This is a genomic window from Nitrosomonas europaea (assembly GCF_900167395.1).
GTDB lineage: Bacteria > Pseudomonadota > Gammaproteobacteria > Burkholderiales > Nitrosomonadaceae > Nitrosomonas > Nitrosomonas europaea.
In genome coordinates, this window is the sequence record NZ_FUWK01000047.1 from 1 (window position 1) to 18,268 (window position 18,268).

Sequence of the window (18,268 nt, forward strand, 5' to 3'; positions counted from 1 at the left end):
CTGTTCTGGAAAAAGATGTCATTTTCTGCAGCGATGGTGCGGCTGTTTATCGATCCGTGGCCCGCAGTCTTGGAATCACCCATCGTCCCGTCAATCTTGCTGCCGGGGTTCGAGTCATCGCTGGTGTCTATCATATTCAGAACGTTAACGCTTACCACAGCCGGCTCAAACAATGGATGAAACGATTCCATGGCGTTGCTACCCGGTATCTGGAAAATTACCTCGGATGGTTCAGGTGGCTCGATCAACAGGAAAATCTCAGTTCACCTATTGTCCCACTGCAAGCCGCTCTCGGCCGGGAAAATCAGTTTCAACTGTTAACGAATACATAGCCTTTTGTAAGCTTATTGTTTATATTGGTACCTGCAGTCATAACACTTTTCACTGCTGGATTCCATAGTCATAGTAATACCTGGTACCGGGTTATAAACTTCGGGAAACATCCGGAAGAGTGCACCTTTTTGAAATTCGGGTATTTATTTGGCCTCGATGAAGTGGAGGATCTGCTTCAGAACGGGTGCAGACGACGTAAACAGATTATTGACAGAGGAAATACGATGAAACGGGAAACACTCGCCATTCATGGCGGTTTTGCCGGCGATCCGCAGACTCATGCAGTCGCGGTCCCCATTTACCAGACCACCAGCTACTATTTTGATGATACTCAGCACGGGGCTGATTTGTTTGATCTGAAGGTGCAGGGTAACATCTACACACGCATCATGAACCCGACTACTGCTGTCCTGGAAGAAAGAGTGGCGTTACTGGAAGGAGGAGTGGGAGCGCTGGCCATGGCTTCCGGCATGGCCGCCATTACAGCCTGTGTGCAGACTCTGGCCAGGGCGGGCGACAACATTATCTCCACCAGCCAGGTTTACGGTGGCACCTATAATTTCTTTTGCCATACGTTGCCCAATCTGGGTATTGAAGTTCGCATGGTGGATGGTCGTAATCCGGCCGCTTTTGCCGATGCCATCGATGACAATACCAGAATGATTTATTGCGAGTCGATCGGAAATCCGGCCGGTAATGTGGTGGATATCGCCGCACTGGCTGAAGTGGCGCATGCAGCGGGCGTGCCGCTGGTAGTGGACAATACCGTACCAACCCCGGTGCTTTGTCGTCCTTTCGAACATGGTGCCGATATCGTCGTCCATGCGCTGACCAAATACATGGGTGGTCACGGCACCAGCATCGGCGGAATCATCGTGGATTCCGGCAAGTTCCCCTGGGAAGGCAACTCGCGTTTTCCACAATTCAACCAACCTGATCCCAGCTATCACGGTGTGGTTTATGTGGATGCATTTGGTCCGGCTGCGTTTATCGGCCGTGCGCGTGTGGTACCGTTGCGCAACATGGGAGCGGCAATTTCACCTTTCAATTCTTTTCTGATTCTGCAAGGTATCGAAACCCTGCCGTTGAGGATGGAACGGCATTGCACCAATGCGCTGGCGATTGCACGTTATCTGCAAAGGCATCCCAAAGTCAGCTGGGTCAATTTTGCCGGCCTTGAAGATAACCGTGATTACGCACTGGTGCAGAAATACATGGATGGCGGTATTCCCTCATCGATTCTGAGTTTTGGCATCAAGGGCGGGCGCGAGGCTTGTGCTCGCTTTATGGACAGACTGATGCTGATCAAACGGCTGGTCAACATCGGGGATGCCAAAACGCTGGCCTGCCACCCGGCGACGACCACCCACCGTCAGCTCAATGATGAAGAACTGGCAAAAGCCGGTGTCAGTGCTGATCTGGTGCGTTTATGTGTCGGCATCGAGCATATTGACGATCTGATTGCCGATGTAGAGCAGGCTTTCCAGGATTAGGAATTTGTCGACGGGTTTTGGGTGGGTTTTACCTGTGGTGCAGTACGGCTTGTCAATAAAACATGTAACGCGAATAGGAAGGCGATGCTCCAGCCTGAGGCGGCTATTATCAGCAGTGTCTCCCGGTAATTACTGAAATCTGCCGCCATGCGCGTTACGGCGGCGATCGACATGAATCCCGTCATGATGACGATTTGCGGTATGCGTGAAGGGTATTGTTTTACGTGCAGCAGCGTTACCCGCACGATGACGTTGGTCGCCAGGGTACCCAGTGCCCCGACGGTAATGGCATGTACTGCAGTGCTGAAATGACTGCCGCCATCCAGTTTTGCCCATCCCAGCAATATTAGTCCCAGCGCTAGCCAGCCATAACCCAGCCCGAGACAGATCAGATCAGGGCGTGCCAGGCAATGCCATAATTGCCAACGGAACAGGCGTATACCTGCCAGTACGCCACAGAGAATCAACAGCATGCCGGAAAACGGGACAGCTACAGGCGCCAACAGGTAAGCGGCTGCAATAGTGATGATCAAACTTGCTTCGATATTGGGCTGTACTCTGGCCCCCAGCTCCATACCCTGGCGATAAAATTCTCCAGCAGCGGCGGGTGCCAGCATACGGCCACCGATGAACAGCATCAGCAACGCAAACAGTTGCACGCTTTCATCGATCAGATAACGGTGCAGCAGGTATTCATCGAGCCGGCCGGCCAGAATGACAGCAATCGTGATCGCACAGATCAGACCGAGTAACGGGACGAGTGAGCGGTTACGCCATTTTTTGGCAGCCCACAGGCGGGGGAGCAATTGCCGGGCAAACAGTATGACGAACAACGCATTGAATACCAGCGCAGGCCAGGCAAAAGGAGCAATCAGGCCCGCTATTCTTGCCAGCAGCCAGAAACACAGAAACCATACCAGTCGCCGGGCGGGCATGGGTCCCAGCAGGTAGCCTGCAATCAGCGCCGGAGCAAGACCAAACAGCATTTCAAAAGCGTGCCCGGTTGGCACAGACAGTACAGCAGGGCCGAAACCGTGCCTTGCCAGCAGGGTCAGCGGGATGATGAGTGCTGCATAAATGCACGCTGCCGTAAAAAACCAGCGGTGGGCGTACGCCCTGGTTTCTCCCGGAAGATACCGGGAAGATCCGTTGCCTGATTGTGCCGTATTCATTTTCATTGTCATGCTGCTGTAAACGGTTTCCAGGAAAGGAGCACGCCGGAGTGATTCCCTGTGCCGTGCAGCAGCGGTGGATCTGCGGTGTTCTAGTCGTTGTGCGTTTGCGCCTGGGTAATCAGGCTGCCGGGGGGTACGCTGCGTGTCAGCCAGACATTACCACCGATGGTGGAACCGTGCCCGATGGTAATACGTCCCAGGATGGTTGCCCCGGCATAGATGACGACATCATCTTCAACGATGGGGTGGCGGGCGATTCCTTTTACCAGTGTGCCGTTTTCATCTACCGGGAAATGTTTTGCACCCAGAGTGACAGCTTGATACAGGCGTACGTTTCTGCCGATGATGGAAGTTTCACCGATGACGACACCAGTACCGTGGTCGATGAAAAAACGTTCGCCGATCTGTGCACCCGGATGGATTTCGATACCGGTTTGCGAATGAGCGATCTCCGAAATCATACGGGCGATCAGCGGCATATTCAGTTGATACAGTTCGTGTGCCAGCCGGTGCCAGGTAATGGCAGCAACACCTGGATAACATACCAGTACCTCATCGATTCCCCGTGCTGCCGGATCACCTTCATAGGCAGCCAGAACATCACCATCGAGCAGGCGGCGGACTGCAGGCAGCCGTTTAGCAAATGCCTGGGTGATTTCAGCCGCTTGCGCATAAGTTTCCTGATCGAGCTCTTCGGTTCCCGAGTTGAAGTGCAGCTCGTGCTGAATCTGGACCAGCAGGGCGCGTAACGTTGAATTCAGGATATGGCCGACATAATGGTCGACTCCTTCCACTGCCAGATCAGAAGGTCCCAGTCGATTGGGGAACAAGGCCGTGCGCAGGCCTTCGATGACCCCGGCCAGAATTTTGCGGGAAGGCAGCCGGGGCGGCTTGAGGTGCCCCTGCCGGTCGAGAAGTGCGGTAGTGCGTACATTACGCAATTCAGCCACGACTTCGTTGATCTGCAAATGCGTGCTCTTCAGCAGCAAATCGCCTGCAACACTGATATCTGTCACAATACCCCCTGTTTTTTATCATGATCAAACAATAAATACCCGGGAAAATGTTGCCCGGAGAACCTGCCGGCCATGCCGGGAATCAGCCCGGCCCGATGGCTGTGGAATTGGAAAAACAGGCGGCCTATTGTACCCGCCCGCGTTACTTTTGTTACCTTGAGATTGTTGACTGACGCTTGGAATGATCGATTGTGTGTTGCGCCAGTGTGCAGCCATGTGGGACTTAATCAGAGATTCCTTAACCGAAGAAGAGGAAAATAATTGATGGATCAGTACCTGTTGTCTGGCGACATCGGTGGAACCAAGACTCTGTTACGTTCTGCCGTGGTAAGAGGTGAAGAGGTTGAATTCCATCATGAGCATCTCTATGACAGTCACCAGTACGATGATTTTGACGCCATTCTGGCAGATTTTCTGGAGCGATCCGGCTGCCAGCCGGTTGCTGCTTGCCTGGCAGTAGCCGGGCCGATCGTTGAACAACAGGTTCATCTGACCAATCTGCCCTGGATGATCAGTGCAGCCGGCATTGCAGAAAAATTTTCGATTCCCGCCGTGAAAATTATCAATGATTTCGAGGGAACAGCAGCTTCCATAGAAATATTGCCGCAGGATGATCTGATTACATTGCAGGCCGGTAAACCTTCTTCTTCGGCAATGCGTGTCGTGCTGGGAGCAGGGACCGGTATGGGCGTTGCCTGGCTGGCCTGGCGCGGCCAGTACTATGAGCCCCTTGCGACTGAGGCGGGACATATCGATTTTGCACCGACCAGTGCCATTCAGATCGAACTGCTCCGGTATCTGATGGTCAGGTATCACCGTGTTTCGATCGAGCGGCTGCTTTCCGGCCAGGGGTTGACCCACATTTTCAATTTTCTGCAAACCCGCGCCACTGAAGGGACTCATCTCAAAAGTATCGAACTGAACGTCGACGATGGAGCCACCGTGACTCGTCTGGCATTCGAACATCACTACCCGATTGCCTTGCAGGCGCTGGATCTGTTCGTGGAAATTTACGGTACTTATGCGGGCAACCTGGCGCTGGCGGGGTTGTGCCGCGGTGGTGTCTATATTGCGGGAGGGATCGCACCACGTATCATCCGGATTTTGCAGCAATCCGGTTTCATCGAGGCGTTTTGCAACAAGGGACGATACAGTGCGCTGGTGCGTGATATTCCTGTGTATGTGGTAATGAATCCGAAGGCCGGTCTGCTGGGTGCCGGACTGCTTGCGCAGCGCATGCTGCAGCATCAGACTGTATCATCCCGGCAGTAATGAAGGCAACAATGAAGAATAGCATCTGCAAAGATGGCAGAGTAGCCGAAGGATAGCTGAATGAACGGTTATGAAACCCTGATTGCGACACTGGCCTTGACCATGGGGAGTTCCTGGGCGAGCGGGATCAATCTGTATGCCGCATTACTGATACTCGGCCTGGGAGGTGCCACCGGCAACATCGCTTTGCCAAATGAGCTGGCGGTACTGGAGAATCCTTTCGTGATCGGGGCGGCGGCAGTTATGTACTTGATCCAGTTTTTTGCCGACAAGATCCCGGGCGTGGATAGCATCTGGGATGCGGCACATACCTTCGTACGTATTCCAGCCGGTGCTATGCTGGCAGCCGGTGCAGTAGGAGACGTTTCCCCCGCGCTGGAGATTGCCGCGGGTATCCTCGGTGGTGGTACCGCGGCAACCAGTCATGCCACTAAAACCGGTACACGCCTGATGATCAATACTTCACCCGAGCCGGTAACCAACTGGACTGCCTCGATCAGCGAGGATTTGATGGTGATTGCCGGGCTGTGGACGGCGCTGAATCACCCGATCCTGTTCATCATCCTGTTTATTGGATTCATCGGCCTGGCGATCTGGCTGCTGCCAAAACTGTGGACGCTGATCAGGGGATTGCTGATGAAAATGGCACGATTCCTGAGGATTACTTCTCCACCGGTTTCTACCGGTGATAGCGTCGGGCAGGAAGAAAAGTAACCGTCTGGCGGGTATCTGTTTTCAATCCTGGCAGGCCGTTGAGATGGTCAACTTCCTGCATCTGCCATATTACCGCGAAAGATGAAGTATACGGCGCCAAGGATGCATAATCCCGCCCAGAGGTAGTCGAGTTTGAGTGGTTCCTTCATGTAGAACAGGCTGAAAGGAACGAATATCGACAGGGTGATGACTTCCTGCAGGATTTTGAGCTGCCCGAGGGATAAAACATTGAACCCGATACGGTTTGCCGGTACCTGCAGCATATATTCGAAGAATGCGATTCCCCAGCTGATCAGCGCTGCTACCAGCCATGGCTTGGTACTCAGATCCTTCAGGTGTGCATACCAGGCGAATGTCATGAATACATTGCTGATGGACAGCAACCCGATGGTAAGTCCAATCTCGCGCATGGTGAAATCCGATGCCCTGTTTCGTTAATCCGTTTCGAACAATTCTACCGGTTTGAATTGCATGAGCCGGACAAACGGTATGTTCTGATCGGGCGATTCGATGAGCCGATCAATTAATTGCCTTTTTTCTTTTCCTGTAATCACCAGAATGATGCGGTCGCTGTTGATGAGTGCGTGCAGACTCAGGCTGATACGTAAAGAGGGCGCTGCCGGGGGGGTAGCAGTCTGACACAGGCTGGTGGTATCGGGATTGAGGGCCATACCGGGAAACAGCGAGGCAATATGGCCATCTTCTCCCAGCCCGAGGATGACCAGGCTGAATGGCTGCGGTAATTCTGCCAGGCGTGCATCGATGTCGGTAATTGCCTGATCGGGATGGATATGCCCGGTTTTGAGAGCGATGAAATGAGGCTGTTGCTGCATATGTTGCAGGAAATGTTCGCGTACCAGTCGCTCATTGGACTGCTCGCTGGTCGGTTCGACCCAGCGTTCATCACTCAGCGTAATGAAAACTTGCTGCCAGGGAAGATCCATTTGCGCCAGCCGGGGAAGATAAACCACAGGTGTGTGTCCGCCAGGAACGACCAGGCTGGCTTTGCCGTATCGTTCGATTGCATTGCGCAGCGTTACGGTAACCGATTGTGCCAATGCTTCGGACAGTAGGGATAAGTCGCTGAAAGCGTGACGCTCGGCTAAATGGCTACTGGACATAAATCAGGCACGATTTCGACTGATTCCGGAAAGGGGTTGTCATCGCCTGGACGGACCCGGCCAAGAAATGCAATCCCGTTCTGATGGGCACTTTCGTAATCAACCAGCGCGTCACCGATCATCAATACACGTTCGGGTACAAGCGGATAGGCGGACAGAATATCGGCCACCAGTGTTTCTTTCAGCCTGGGGGAACCGCGCACTTCGGTAAAATAGCGGGACAAGTCGCGCTGTTCGACAATTATGCGTAATTCGCTCTCCGGTGTACCGGAAGCGACGAACAGCGGAATCTGATCCACCATTCTGTGCAGTAATGCTTCCGCACCTGCGACCGGCTGGCAGGAAATGACGGCGTTCATGACCAGTTCGGAGAATCGCCGATCCAGTTCCTGTTCCTCTTCTTTGGTAAGCGGAGGATAGTTCAGCAGGTTTTGCTGGAAGTAGTGAAATTTGAGGTAGCGCGACATACCGCCATTGGCGCGATGGTAGGTGACTGCAGCCTGTGCGATCGTTTCGCCATGGTGGCGGTACAGTTCAGCGAAGGCCTGCGCCTTGATGTCACCGGATTCCACGATGACACCATCGAAATCAAAAATGATGGCCTGCCAGTAGTCAGCAGGGCGGGTTGCTATATTCATGCCTGATTATCAGTGGAAGAGGGAGTCGTACCGCCTTCTTCGTTGCCATGACTGATCTGCTGGTAAATTTCCTGGATGCAGTCGAGCAATCCCTGGCCCAGATCGACATGTTCATTGAGCACGAGTTTGCGGCCGACACGTGGTTGAAATGCATAAGGCGTGATCTGATAATGGTGCCCCGGTTTGGCCTGATCGTAATGCAGATCGACATTCCAGGGTAACATTTCTGAAATCATGGTCATGACATCGCGTATGCGCAGCTTTTCCTGCCCGGTCAGGATCAGGTGCCGGTTGGCAAATTCCGGGGCGAGAATCTGCACGCTCATCCGTGCAGCATCCTCGACGTGGATGTATTCCCTGATCGATTCTCCACTGCCACGATAAGTGATGGCACGCTGCTGTATGGCTTCGTGCAGCATACGGTAGATACCGTTCCGCCTGTCCGAACGCCGGCCGTACAATGATCCGTAGCGCAGGATGGTATATTCCAGTCCATAACGTTCGTGATAGGTTTCGGTGAAGCGTTCAGCTGCCTGTTTGCTGGCACGATAAAAAGAACCGGTTTCCGAATAGACATATACGCTGCTGGCAAAGATGAAGCGGCGCACTCCTGCAAGCCGGGACGCCTCGAGCGCATGCATGTTGCCGAGTACATTGATGCTGGCTGTACCGAGCGGGTTGTCATGGGCTTCATCGATATCGGCGATGGCCGCAAAATTGTAGACGGCAGCAGCGCCCTGAACAGCATTGGATACCTGGCTGATATCCATCAGATCGCCGATGATCATTTCCTGATCGGATCGCCGGAACGGGGAGGGGTTACGGTCGAACAGGCGTACCTTGTAGCCCGCATTGGACAGGGCATCAGCGACATGGCTGCCCAGAAAGCCGCCTGCGCCAAGTACGACAGCCGTTTGTCCGGGTTGTATCGTTTCACTCATCGATCAGACCTGCTTCGATCAATCCCTGCTTCAGATTTTCTGCAGCTTCGATCTCCATACGCTGCCGGGTTTCTCGCGCCAGTGAGCCGATATGGGAAGTCAGTATCGCCTGTTTACATTCGCATAAAGGCCCGTGATAGGGTTCCTGCTCAAAACTGTCCAGAGCAGCAGCTTCGAGATGGCCGGTATTCAGTGCTGCACACAAGGCAGTTTCATCGACCAGCCCGCCACGGGCGGCGTTGATGAGGATCGTTCCCGGTTTCATACGATCAATGGCTTCGGCATCGATCAAATAGTGAACTGCCGGGGAATAAGGCAAATGAAGGGTAACGAGATCAGCCTGTTCGAGCAGGGTAGTCAGTGCAACGAGTTCGACGCCGTCAGGCGCCAGTTGCAAATGGGGGTCATGCGCGATGACCTGTGCGCCGAATGCCTGACATAATTTCGCAACTCGCCGTCCGATATGGCCGAGCCCGACGATGCCGACTGTGCGTGCGGCCAGCAGCCTTCCTTGTGAACGAGGCCATTCCCCCTGGCGTACGGAGCGGTCGATACGGTTGATCTGGCGCAGGCAGTCGAGCATCAGCCCCAGTGTCAGTTCTGCAACAGCCTGTGCCGGGGCCTCAGGTGTGTTGGAAACTTGGATGTTCAGCCGCCGGGCAGCTTCCAGATCGACATTATCCATGCCAGTGCCGCAGCGCGCGATGACGCGCAAAGCACTGGCGCTTGTCAGCACATGTTCCGTAAGCGGTTCGACTCCTGCCAGCAGGGCAACGGTGTCATTGCCCAACAGGGTGATGATTTCATCTTCGGTGAGTTTGCGCTGGTAAGGATTGCCGGTGATGGTGAAACCTTGTGCGCGCAGCTGCTGTATGGCCGGATTATGATCGAAGCCGAAAGATGAAGTGGAAACGACGATTTTACTCATACAGGCGCTTTGATGATGTTCAGATGGTTACGGCAGAGAGAATCGAGCATGCGGATATCCAGACTGTATCCCAGAAAGGTGAAACCCTGTTCGATACGCTGTTGCAGCATGGCCGGATCGGGTTCGATGACATGAACTCCGCCTGCCTTGTGATGACGGATTCCGGCCTGGAGTATCTGCCGGATGGCCGCCTGGACATCAGGATGCTCCAGCTCACCCGGTCGTCCCATCGACCCTGACAAATCATAGGGGCCAATGATATAGGCATCGATACCGGGGGTGGACAGAATCGCATCGATATCTTCGATGGCCTGGATATGTTCGATCATCGCGATGACGACGGCGTTGTCACGCAACCATTGCCGATATGCCTGAAAAGCTGAACCGTAGCCCTGAGCGCGTGCCAGCCCCACACCGCGGGTGCCTTCAGGCGGGTAATAAACGGCATTGACTGCAGCACGGGCATCTTCCGCGGATTTGATCATGGGTACCATGATCCCGCTTGCACCGGCGTCCATGACACGTTTGATCTGATCGGGGTGATTGGAAGTCAGCCGCACGATGGCCGGACATTGCTGTCCATCCAGTACCTGAATGATGGCCTGTACTTCACTGAGTTCCAGCACACTGTGTTCAGTATCGAGCACGAGCCAGTCGAAACCGGCTTTGGCCATGATTTCGGCAATCGAGGGATGACCTAGGGTGATCCATGAACCGATGGTCAGTTCGTGGCGGGCGAGTCGGGTTTTTAATGACATGGGAATTCCGGTCAGTATGTCAGTATTTTCGGTATTCAGCCAGCAGCGGATCAGTGGCCATCAACCCTGCGACACGTATCAGATCAGCTTCGGTATCGACTGCCTGCGTGTCATGACTGGTTTCCACCATTCTGACATGATGGCCATGCTCCATCAGGCGCAGCATATCGATCGATTCAAGTTGTTCCAGCGGCGTGGGTGGCAGCTGACTGTATTCAATCAGGCAGGTGCGCGTAAATGGAATGATACATACCTGCTTGTAGACAGCAGTTGCGCCAAAGCCGCCGGGAGCCAGTGTCGGAATCGGCTGGCGGGTCATGTACAGTGCATTTCCCTGCTGATCCATGACGACCTTGATGGTATTGGGATTGCGAAAATCGGTTTCATCGTCGATACGTCGTGTCAGATTGACGCATTCCAGTTCCGGATCAGTGTGGAAAGGTGCCACGGCGGTATCGATCATGGCAGGGTGAACCATTGGTTCATCTCCCTGCACCATGACGATCAGATCGGCATCGGTGTGTGCGACGGCTTCCGCGATGCGGTCGCTGGCCCGTTCGTGACTGTCGGAGGTCATGATGACGGGCGCTCCAAAGGCGGTTGCGGCCTGCCGGATCGTTTCATCGCAGGTGGCGATATAAGTCGCACTGAGCGACTTGCTCATAGCAACACGCTGGTAAACATGCTCCAGCATGGTGTACCCCAGCAGTTGGGCCAGCGGTTTGCCGGGAAAGCGTGATGAGCCCATGCGTGCCGGAATGATGGCGATTGTTTTCATGATTGTGAATTCGGGTGGGTAACTGAATTTACAGAATGTAATGAAGCAAGTGGAATAGGTCCTGTCAGCAAGATGAATGAACACTGCTGTAAAGTGCCGGGTAGGAACGTTGTGTACTTTTATAATGATGCATTTTTGCAGGTATCATATTTCCCCCGCCAATGCGTGGCATGATAACACAGCTATGAAAGCCTTATTTTTTCTGCGCCACTATAACGATATCGATCATATAACACCGGTTATCACTGCATGGGTCGAAGCTGGCCATACATGTGATGTAGTACTGATCGGGGCCGGCAAGTTTCGTCATGATTTCCGTGTCAGCTACCTGGCAAGTCTGGAAGGTGTCAGGGTAGCGCATATTCGGGAGTTGCTGGGAGGGTGGCTTTACGGCACCTGGCGGTTGCAGATGCTGTTGCTGACAGGAAATTTGCGCCGATCATTCATTGGCCCGCTCGTAAGCCGTCTGGCGGAGATCCATAGTGCTGAGCGGCGTAAACCATTGTGGCAAAAAGTTACCAGGATACTGCTGGCCCGCAGCTTCAAGGATGGGGAACAGGGCGTGTTGGCGTTCGACTGGATTGAACGTAATTCGGTCATTGCGACAGAGTGGGTGGAGACGATCGTTTCCATGGCGCGTGACCGGGGAGTAGGCACGGTATCATTGCCGCACGGCGACAGCCCGCATGCCAATCAGTTGATTCGGCGGGGTGAGTGGCGGTTGGGACCGGATATGACCTTTTCAACTGCGCGCATTTTCGATCGGGTAGTGGTTCCAAACGAATTGTGTGCACAACGTTTCCGTCCGTTTCTGCCGGAGAATGCAATCGCCGTGCTTGGTTCCCCCCGTTTCAGTAAAAAATGGCTGGACAGGCTGACTGAATTGATGCCACCTTCGCCGTTGACTCCACCAGAGGATCGGCTCAGGATCGTGATATTTCTGAGAAAAGCAAACTTCACTACTTTCTGGGAGGAAGTAAGTGAGGTCATTCATCTGATCGCCGCTTTTCGTGATGTGGAAATCATCATCAAGCCACATACCCGCAGTGGCTGGAAACAGTCTCTGACACGCAGCAAATCACTGAAAAAACTGGCGAACGTAAAAGTGGCGGATGATTCCGTGCATTCCACCTATCTCATGAACTGGGCAGATATATGTATCGACCTGGCAACTTCGGTGGTATTCGAAGCGATACGCTGTGGCAAGCCTGTGCTGGCAGCAGATTATCTGCACGCCGGGCGCTCTGCCGCTGCTGTTTATATGCCGGAAACAGAATTACGTTGTCGGGATGATGTATATCAGAAAATCAGTGATGTTCTCGCTAAAGGTCGTGATGGGTTTTATGTGGAAGCACATCGGCAACGGTTCATCAGCGAAATGCTGGATGTCGGTGGGCAGGATGTATTGTCGCGATATGTGATGCTGCTGGAAGCCATTGGACAGGGGCAGGCAGAAAGTTTACTTCGGAAAAACTAAATAAACGATGCAATCTTGCAGGGTGCGATGGGTAATCTATTCTCGATTGGTTTTCTGAAAAACCTGGTGGTAGCAGGTTATGTAGTCAAGGGGGGTACTAAAACTGTTCGTGTCAGAGGCTATCCGATACGGTTGACGGTGGATCACTGGCGTGTACTCAGACGTATTCGTACTTATTCCATCAAAGAACCGGATACGCTGGACTGGCTTGACAATATCGAGCCTGGTTCATGTTATTTCGATATCGGTGCCAATATCGGCCAATACTCGCTTTATCCAGCCATAAAATTGGGTCATGACATTCGTATTTTTGCCTTTGAGCCGCAGAGTAATAATTACTATGCGTTGAATAAGAATATTTATCTGAATGATTTGAAGGACCTGATTACCGCGTATTGTGTAGCGATAGGCGGTACAAACGGTTTCGATAAGTTATATGTACCCAAATTCATTCCTGGCGGAACCGTTCGCAATTCGGACAGGAATCCATAGATGCTATGCGAGCACCGACTTCCCATATTCAGGGAATGTTTGGCGTGACGCTGGACGATTTGTGCGGTAGATGGGGGTTTCCGTATCCCAATTATATTAAGATCGATGTCGATGGTATTGAAATCCCGATTCTTAAAGCAGCCACAAGTGTTTTGAAACACCCCAATCTTCAATCTGTCATCGTCGAATTAGGGACAGATGCTGAGCAGCAGGCGGCTTCGGATATCATGCAACAGGCCGGTCTGAAATTAAAGACAAAGACCACCCGGAACTGGGGTGAAACATGTTGTTTGTTTGAACGGAATCCAGCGGCATAATGTTTATGCATAGGGTATTAATCATTACAAAAAATGGATCAGGTGACCCGGCAGGCTTATTTTGAGAAATCAGATTGTATTGAATTGGCGTGATCTGCTGGCAAAGTTTGCGCTGGTATTTTTTTGTTTCACACTGTGGCCAAAAGGGGTGATTTACTGGGGAATGGGTATGCTGGTTATTGCCTGGCTGGCAGATGGGGGGATATCCAGACTCTCCGATCTGATTAAAGAACCCTTAGCTCTGGGCGTCCTGTTGTTTTGCGGTGTATGGGTGCTTGGCCTGTTATGGAGCGATTCCGCAGTGATTTTCCAGGGAAAGTGGAGAAAATATTTTATCCTGTTGACGTTCATCCCTCTGTTCTCCCTTTTAAGCAGGGAACGTTTACCCTGGGTGACTGGAGCACTGCTTTGCAGTTATCTGGGTATGGTGATACTGGGCAGTTATCAATGGGCAATGCAGGAAATGCAGGGAATTTCCTTGCTTGGCATGTCCTATTTACACTATTCGGCAGCCTTGGGAATTGGTGTCATTCTGGCGGTTTTTCTGGGTTGGGAAACATTATCGAGAGAAAAGAGATGGTTGTCGGTTCTGTCATGGCTGATAGCCATATTGCTGTTATTTCTCCAGTTCAATCAGAGTGCGAGAGGGATACTGCTTGCCACCCTGATGGCACTGTTACTGATGATCGTTTTGCGATACCGGGCGGAATGGAGAATGCTGACGGGCGGTTTGACTGCAATCATGGCCATGGTCATCTTGTTTGCCACCAGCAGTGATATTTTTCATGACAGGCTGCAGCAGGCTGGCACAGATTTGCGATCTTTCCAGCAAGGGGACTATCAAACCAGTGTGGGTTACCGGCTTGCAATGTGGGATGTCGGCCTGCATGGCATTGCTGAACATCCGTTGCTGGGACATGGCTCCGGTATGGCAAAAAAGTATTTTGATGACAGCATCATCACTTATAAGCAGGGAATCTACAGAAATCTGCCGGAGTTTCAGGAAACTGCACATTTCCACAATGAATTGATCGAGATTGGTATGCATCTCGGGTTGCTGGGTATACTGGCCTTCGTGTTTTTACTATGGTGCTGGTTTCAGATTTTCAGGCAAAACCGGATGGCCTTGTTAGGTAGTGCAATCGTGTGTTTCATTTGCATATCCGGATTGACTGATACTTTTTTGTTATACAGTGGAACTCCGCCATTTCTGCTGACAGTGACAGCCATAGCCGTTTGTTGGCGGAAATACAGGGAAGACCCTGACAGAATCGGGCAGAAATATACGAGCGGTGAGAGGAATGGAAATCAGAATCCGCAAATGTTTTTGATGAGTGCCTGACCGTGCAGATTTCCCGGATTTTCACTGCTGATGAACCGGATAGTATTGATGATTGTTGACCCGATCATCGAACATTACATGCACACACTGGCGAGACGGTCTGATCACCCGGTTCTCGATGAGATGGAAGCGTTTGCGCTGGAAAAAAGTTTCCCGATCGTCGGCAGGCTTGTCGGCATCTCGCTGGAGATTTACGCAAAAATGATTGGAGCGCGCAGGGTTTTCGAGTTTGGCAGCGGGTATGGGTATTCTGCCTACTGGTTTGGCAGGGCAGTCGGGCCTGGTGGGCAGGTTGTCTGTACGGATAGTAATCCGCTCAATCGGGAACAGGCGGAACAATACCTCGCTGCTGCCGGGTTGTGGGAGAGGGTGAGGTTCTGTACAGGCTATGCTCAGGACATATTTGGCCAGACAGATGGGAATTTCGATATCTGCTACAACGATGCCGATAAAGGGGGGTATCCCGATATCTGGCTGATGGCCCGAGAACGAATCCGCTCTGGTGGTTTGTATATTGCCGACAACGTATTGTGGCATGGCTGGGTCGCTGTGGAAGATTCTGCAGATGCCAAACCGGACTGGACAAAAGCAATCAGAGAGCATAACCGGTTGATTTTGACAGACCCGGAGTTTGATGCCTTTATCAACCCAACCCGTGATGGCGTTATCGTGGCACGTAGAAAAATGGCATAATAGGTCAGTATTCGGCCGTTTCTGTTTTTTTACCATTTCTTGTCAAGGAGAGTTTTTCATGCAAATTCATGTATACGATACCTATGTCAAAGCCAAAGACGGGCATGTTATGCATTTTGATGTATTCACTGATGTCAGGGATGACAAAAAGGCTATTGAATTTGCAAAACAATGGCTTTCTTCGATCGGAGAAGAAGGGGCAACCGTAACCAGTGAGGAATGTCGCTTCTGCCACAGCCAGAAAGCACCTGATGAGGTGATTGAAGCAATTAAACAGAATGGCTACTTCATTTATAAAATGGAAGGATGTAACTGATAAACCACGGGTAAACGGCCCGCACCCGGATGTCGGGCCAGACTATGCCGATAATTATGGAGTCTGATGCAATGAGACGGATATTCGCAAAAGTACTGATGCTGTCAGCCGTTTCTTTTATGACAAGTAATCTGGTACAGGCTGCTGATCCTGAGGTAATCGGGGAGTTCGATGACTGGATTGCCTATGTTTACACGGAAGACAGCAGCAAGGTTTGTTATATGGTTGGCAAGCCTAAGAAAGAGGAAGGCAACTATACTAAGCGTGGAGCAGTTTATGCACTGGTTACGCACCGTCCTGCCGAGAAAAGTAAAAATGTGTTCAGCTTTGTTGCGGGCTATCCTTATAAGCAGAGCAGTGAAGTGACGGTCAGCATTGGTAATCAGCGTTTCAAACTGTTTACCCAGAATGAGACTGCATGGGCGCCTGATTCGGCAATCGATAACAAACTGGTAGCAGCGATACGCGGAGGCAGTCAGATGGTGGTAAGTGGAACTTCCTCGCAGGGAACGGCCACAACCGATACTTTTGGTCTGAAAGGATCAACTGCAGCCTACACTGCTATTTCCAAAGAATGTGGGATCAAGTGAGATGGATACATGGGCGATAAAATAACCATTTATCAGAAACCAACCTGCAGCAAGTGCCGTGAAGCTTTGTCCATTCTCAAAGAAAGTGGCAGAGAGTTTGATAGTATCAATTATTATGACGACCGGCTGACGGTCGAAGTGTTACGTGAGCTCGTGCGTAAACTGGGTATTTCGGTGAGAGATCTGTTGCGTGCAGATGAACCGCTTGCTAGAGGTACGGAATCAGTGGATGACGATGAGCTGTTACGGCTGATGGCGGCAAATCCTGATCTGATTCAACGCCCGATCGTCGTTCGGGGTGACAGCGCAGTACTGGGACGACCACCAGAAAGAATAAAAAAGCTGCTGGATAACTGAGTTAAGACTGACTCAATAGCTTATTTTAACCAGGTTCAGTAACAGAGTCTAGTTTTGCAGCTTGTTTGAGTAACAAAACTTTAAGGTTCTGCCATTTTCCCCAGGCAGTCAGCAGTGTGCGAAGAAAGAAGGGAGTTTCCGGTGCGATCCAGATTTCTGTAACCTGTCTGTCTGCACGTTTCCAGCCTCGCAGCAGGATTCTGACTGCCGAGTACAAATTCAGATCATGGTTGTATATTTGCAGACTGGTTAACCGGCTTGAGCGTGCTGGTGTTAGCCAGTGAACATAGCCGCCATCGTGAAGAACCTGATCTATAGTACTGATAAGTTCTTCACCAAGATCTGTCAGTGCGCAGTTGGTTGTAAGTAACAGTAGGTTTTGCTGTGCTTTCGGGTAACGAGACAGATAAACAGCGCGGTTGTGCCGGGATAATGGGAAGCGATCATCACCAAATGATCCCCCCTTTTTGTGGTGAATATGAGCTTCGGGGTGGACTCCGAAACGCCAGCCATTGAGATCAAGACGACGCCCAAGATCGATATCTTCGTAGTACCCGCGACCGAAGATCGGGTCAAATCCACCGATTGCGAGGAAAATATCGCGACGTATCAGGAAAGCATGTCCGCGTAAATAGTAGGTGCGGATATAGTTGCCGGGATACAGTGCATAACGGCCAAGGTCGAAATTGTCGTAACTGTTTCCTGCGGGAACAATGGCCGCCAGCTTCGGATCTGCGTCAAAAGCAGAGCAGAGCAGAGCAGAGGAGGGGCAGGATATTGTGTTTGACCTCAGTGTCAGAGTTGAGAATCAATACATAAAATGCATCAGACCGGCTGACAGCTGTATTGACTGCTGTGCCGAAACCCTCATTCTTTTCTGCGTGAAAAACTTCCACACATGAGTAGGGCAGATGATCCAGCATTGCACGTGTTTCACTGTCAGATGCATCATCCTGGATGAGTATCCTGTGTATGGATTTCCCGAGATGAGTAATGACGGAATCAATACAGCGCCTGGTTAGAACAGGTGCATTGTAAACCGGTATTATGACGTCAATACGTTTTGAGCAAGATCGTGCTGTTTCGTCCAGCATAGCTTGGGAACCGGCTTTATGAGAGGAGAGTTTTCTTTCTGCAATGCAGGGACATTGTAGAAATACTCATTGCTTCAGGTGTAGTAGTTGAGATCTGATCTGACAGTTACCCGATTTGACGAGTGCCTGTTAGATCAGATTCAGTTATTCAATTCGGTAATTTTATCGTCCCATATCTCCTTAGCGTCAATTAAAGTTTGCATCGGGGTGCGTCCACAGCACATTTTTCCCTGGTGAGTCCGCACACTGTTGTAGTACGCCATCCAATCATCCAGATCGTGTTGTAACTCTTCAATGGACTGGTAAATCTTGCGCCGGAATGTCACCTGGTAGAACTCCTGCAAGATGGTTTTGTGAAAGCGTTCGCAAATACCGTTGGTCTGCGGATGATTGGCTTTCGTTTTGGAATGTTCGATGTCATTG

At 51.6% G+C, this 18,268-nt stretch carries 24 protein-coding genes; 12 read left to right on the forward strand and 12 right to left on the reverse strand.

What is annotated here, in order from left to right; all coding sequences use genetic code 11:
* A partial coding sequence (locus tag B5D58_RS11830) for an IS1595 family transposase (RefSeq protein ID WP_143779572.1) occupies positions 1–332 on the forward strand: 332 nt, incomplete at its 5' end.
* A 225-nt stretch (positions 333–557) separates the two neighbouring features.
* Positions 558–1,826: an O-acetylhomoserine aminocarboxypropyltransferase/cysteine synthase family protein gene (locus B5D58_RS11835; RefSeq protein WP_011112251.1), complete on the forward strand. Its 1,269-nt coding sequence runs from the start codon at positions 558–560 to the stop codon at positions 1,824–1,826.
* Here the strand turns inward: B5D58_RS11835 and B5D58_RS11840 are convergent.
* Positions 1,823–3,004, reverse strand: coding sequence for an NnrS family protein (locus B5D58_RS11840; protein ID WP_234989076.1), 1,182 nt, complete (start codon positions 3,002–3,004; stop codon positions 1,823–1,825). The two genes, B5D58_RS11835 and B5D58_RS11840, sit on opposite strands and share 4 nt — an antisense overlap.
* An 86-nt stretch (positions 3,005–3,090) precedes the next feature.
* Positions 3,091–4,017 (reverse strand): serine O-acetyltransferase EpsC, encoded by a 927-nt coding sequence (gene epsC / locus B5D58_RS11845; protein WP_011112249.1) that lies wholly within the window; start codon positions 4,015–4,017, stop codon positions 3,091–3,093.
* A gap of 264 nt (positions 4,018–4,281) precedes the next feature.
* Between epsC and glk the strand changes: the two genes are divergently transcribed.
* Entirely contained in the window at positions 4,282–5,289 is a 1,008-nt protein-coding gene (gene glk / locus B5D58_RS11850; RefSeq protein WP_011112248.1) for a glucokinase, read from the forward strand.
* A gap of 60 nt (positions 5,290–5,349) precedes the next feature.
* Positions 5,350–6,003 carry a DUF4126 domain-containing protein gene (locus tag B5D58_RS11855; protein ID WP_011112247.1) on the forward strand — a complete coding sequence of 218 codons (654 nt, stop codon included), beginning with the start codon at positions 5,350–5,352 and terminating at the stop codon, positions 6,001–6,003.
* A gap of 47 nt (positions 6,004–6,050) precedes the next feature.
* Here B5D58_RS11855 and B5D58_RS11860 read toward each other — a convergent pair whose 3' ends face one another.
* The 7 genes from B5D58_RS11860 to B5D58_RS11890 are packed head-to-tail and all read right to left on the reverse strand — an operon-like array spanning position 6,051 to position 11,167.
* Positions 6,051–6,413: a DMT family protein gene (locus tag B5D58_RS11860; protein ID WP_011112246.1), complete on the reverse strand. Its 363-nt coding sequence runs from the start codon at positions 6,411–6,413 to the stop codon at positions 6,051–6,053.
* A 24-nt stretch (positions 6,414–6,437) separates the two neighbouring features.
* Positions 6,438–7,124, reverse strand: a complete 687-nt coding sequence (pgl, locus tag B5D58_RS11865; protein ID WP_011112245.1) for a 6-phosphogluconolactonase — start codon at positions 7,122–7,124, stop codon at positions 6,438–6,440.
* Complete coding sequence (locus tag B5D58_RS11870; protein WP_011112244.1) at positions 7,106–7,762, reverse strand: HAD family hydrolase; 657 nt, start codon at positions 7,760–7,762, stop codon at positions 7,106–7,108. Before B5D58_RS11870 ends, pgl begins: the two co-directional genes overlap by 19 nt.
* A complete protein-coding gene (locus tag B5D58_RS11875) occupies positions 7,759–8,703 on the reverse strand; it encodes an NAD-dependent epimerase/dehydratase family protein (RefSeq protein ID WP_011112243.1) in 945 nt (314 codons plus the stop codon). The genes B5D58_RS11870 and B5D58_RS11875 overlap by 4 nt, the downstream gene beginning before the upstream one ends.
* Positions 8,696–9,631, reverse strand: coding sequence for a phosphoglycerate dehydrogenase (locus tag B5D58_RS11880; protein ID WP_011112242.1), 936 nt, complete (start codon positions 9,629–9,631; stop codon positions 8,696–8,698). The genes B5D58_RS11875 and B5D58_RS11880 overlap by 8 nt, the downstream gene beginning before the upstream one ends.
* Entirely contained in the window at positions 9,628–10,389 is a 762-nt protein-coding gene (locus B5D58_RS11885; protein ID WP_011112241.1) for an HpcH/HpaI aldolase family protein, read from the reverse strand. The genes B5D58_RS11880 and B5D58_RS11885 overlap by 4 nt, the downstream gene beginning before the upstream one ends.
* A 19-nt stretch (positions 10,390–10,408) precedes the next feature.
* Positions 10,409–11,167 (reverse strand): 3-deoxy-manno-octulosonate cytidylyltransferase, encoded by a 759-nt coding sequence (locus B5D58_RS11890; RefSeq protein WP_011112240.1) that lies wholly within the window; start codon positions 11,165–11,167, stop codon positions 10,409–10,411.
* A gap of 184 nt (positions 11,168–11,351) precedes the next feature.
* On the opposite strand from B5D58_RS11890, the gene B5D58_RS11895 reads away from it, so the two are divergent.
* The 8 genes from B5D58_RS11895 to B5D58_RS11925 all read left to right on the forward strand — a co-directional run bounded on the left by B5D58_RS11895 (position 11,352) and on the right by B5D58_RS11925 (position 16,751).
* Complete coding sequence (locus B5D58_RS11895) at positions 11,352–12,644, forward strand: hypothetical protein (protein WP_074671344.1); 1,293 nt, start codon at positions 11,352–11,354, stop codon at positions 12,642–12,644.
* A 27-nt stretch (positions 12,645–12,671) separates the two neighbouring features.
* Positions 12,672–13,136 carry an FkbM family methyltransferase gene (locus B5D58_RS14205; protein ID WP_011112238.1) on the forward strand — a complete coding sequence of 155 codons (465 nt, stop codon included), beginning with the start codon at positions 12,672–12,674 and terminating at the stop codon, positions 13,134–13,136.
* 44 nt (positions 13,137–13,180) lie between these two features.
* Positions 13,181–13,453, forward strand: a complete 273-nt coding sequence (locus B5D58_RS14210; RefSeq protein ID WP_234989077.1) for an FkbM family methyltransferase — start codon at positions 13,181–13,183, stop codon at positions 13,451–13,453.
* Positions 13,454–13,514: 61 nt separating this feature from the next.
* Positions 13,515–14,795 (forward strand): O-antigen ligase family protein, encoded by a 1,281-nt coding sequence (locus B5D58_RS11905; protein ID WP_234989078.1) that lies wholly within the window; start codon positions 13,515–13,517, stop codon positions 14,793–14,795.
* Between the two features lie 48 nt (positions 14,796–14,843).
* The gene (locus B5D58_RS11910) at positions 14,844–15,488 is read left to right on the forward strand and encodes an O-methyltransferase (protein WP_234989079.1); all 645 of its coding nucleotides are present in this window, start codon (positions 14,844–14,846) and stop codon (positions 15,486–15,488) included.
* Between the two features lie 58 nt (positions 15,489–15,546).
* Positions 15,547–15,804, forward strand: coding sequence for a DUF2024 family protein (locus B5D58_RS11915; RefSeq protein ID WP_011112234.1), 258 nt, complete (start codon positions 15,547–15,549; stop codon positions 15,802–15,804).
* A gap of 71 nt (positions 15,805–15,875) precedes the next feature.
* The gene (locus B5D58_RS11920) at positions 15,876–16,394 is read left to right on the forward strand and encodes an invasion associated locus B family protein (RefSeq protein WP_011112233.1); all 519 of its coding nucleotides are present in this window, start codon (positions 15,876–15,878) and stop codon (positions 16,392–16,394) included.
* Between the two features lie 9 nt (positions 16,395–16,403).
* Positions 16,404–16,751 carry an arsenate reductase family protein gene (locus B5D58_RS11925; RefSeq protein ID WP_011112232.1) on the forward strand — a complete coding sequence of 116 codons (348 nt, stop codon included), beginning with the start codon at positions 16,404–16,406 and terminating at the stop codon, positions 16,749–16,751.
* A 25-nt stretch (positions 16,752–16,776) separates the two neighbouring features.
* On the opposite strand, the gene B5D58_RS14465 is transcribed toward B5D58_RS11925, so the two are convergent.
* The 3 genes from B5D58_RS14465 to B5D58_RS11935 all read right to left on the reverse strand — a co-directional run.
* Positions 16,777–17,550: a glycosyltransferase family 2 protein gene (locus tag B5D58_RS14465; RefSeq protein WP_143023777.1), complete on the reverse strand. Its 774-nt coding sequence runs from the start codon at positions 17,548–17,550 to the stop codon at positions 16,777–16,779.
* Positions 17,489–17,845 (reverse strand): glycosyltransferase family 2 protein, encoded by a 357-nt coding sequence (locus B5D58_RS14470; protein WP_086935135.1) that lies wholly within the window; start codon positions 17,843–17,845, stop codon positions 17,489–17,491. Before B5D58_RS14470 ends, B5D58_RS14465 begins: the two co-directional genes overlap by 62 nt.
* A 140-nt stretch (positions 17,846–17,985) precedes the next feature.
* A partial coding sequence (locus B5D58_RS11935; protein WP_143779586.1) for an integrase core domain-containing protein occupies positions 17,986–18,268 on the reverse strand: 283 nt, incomplete at its 5' end.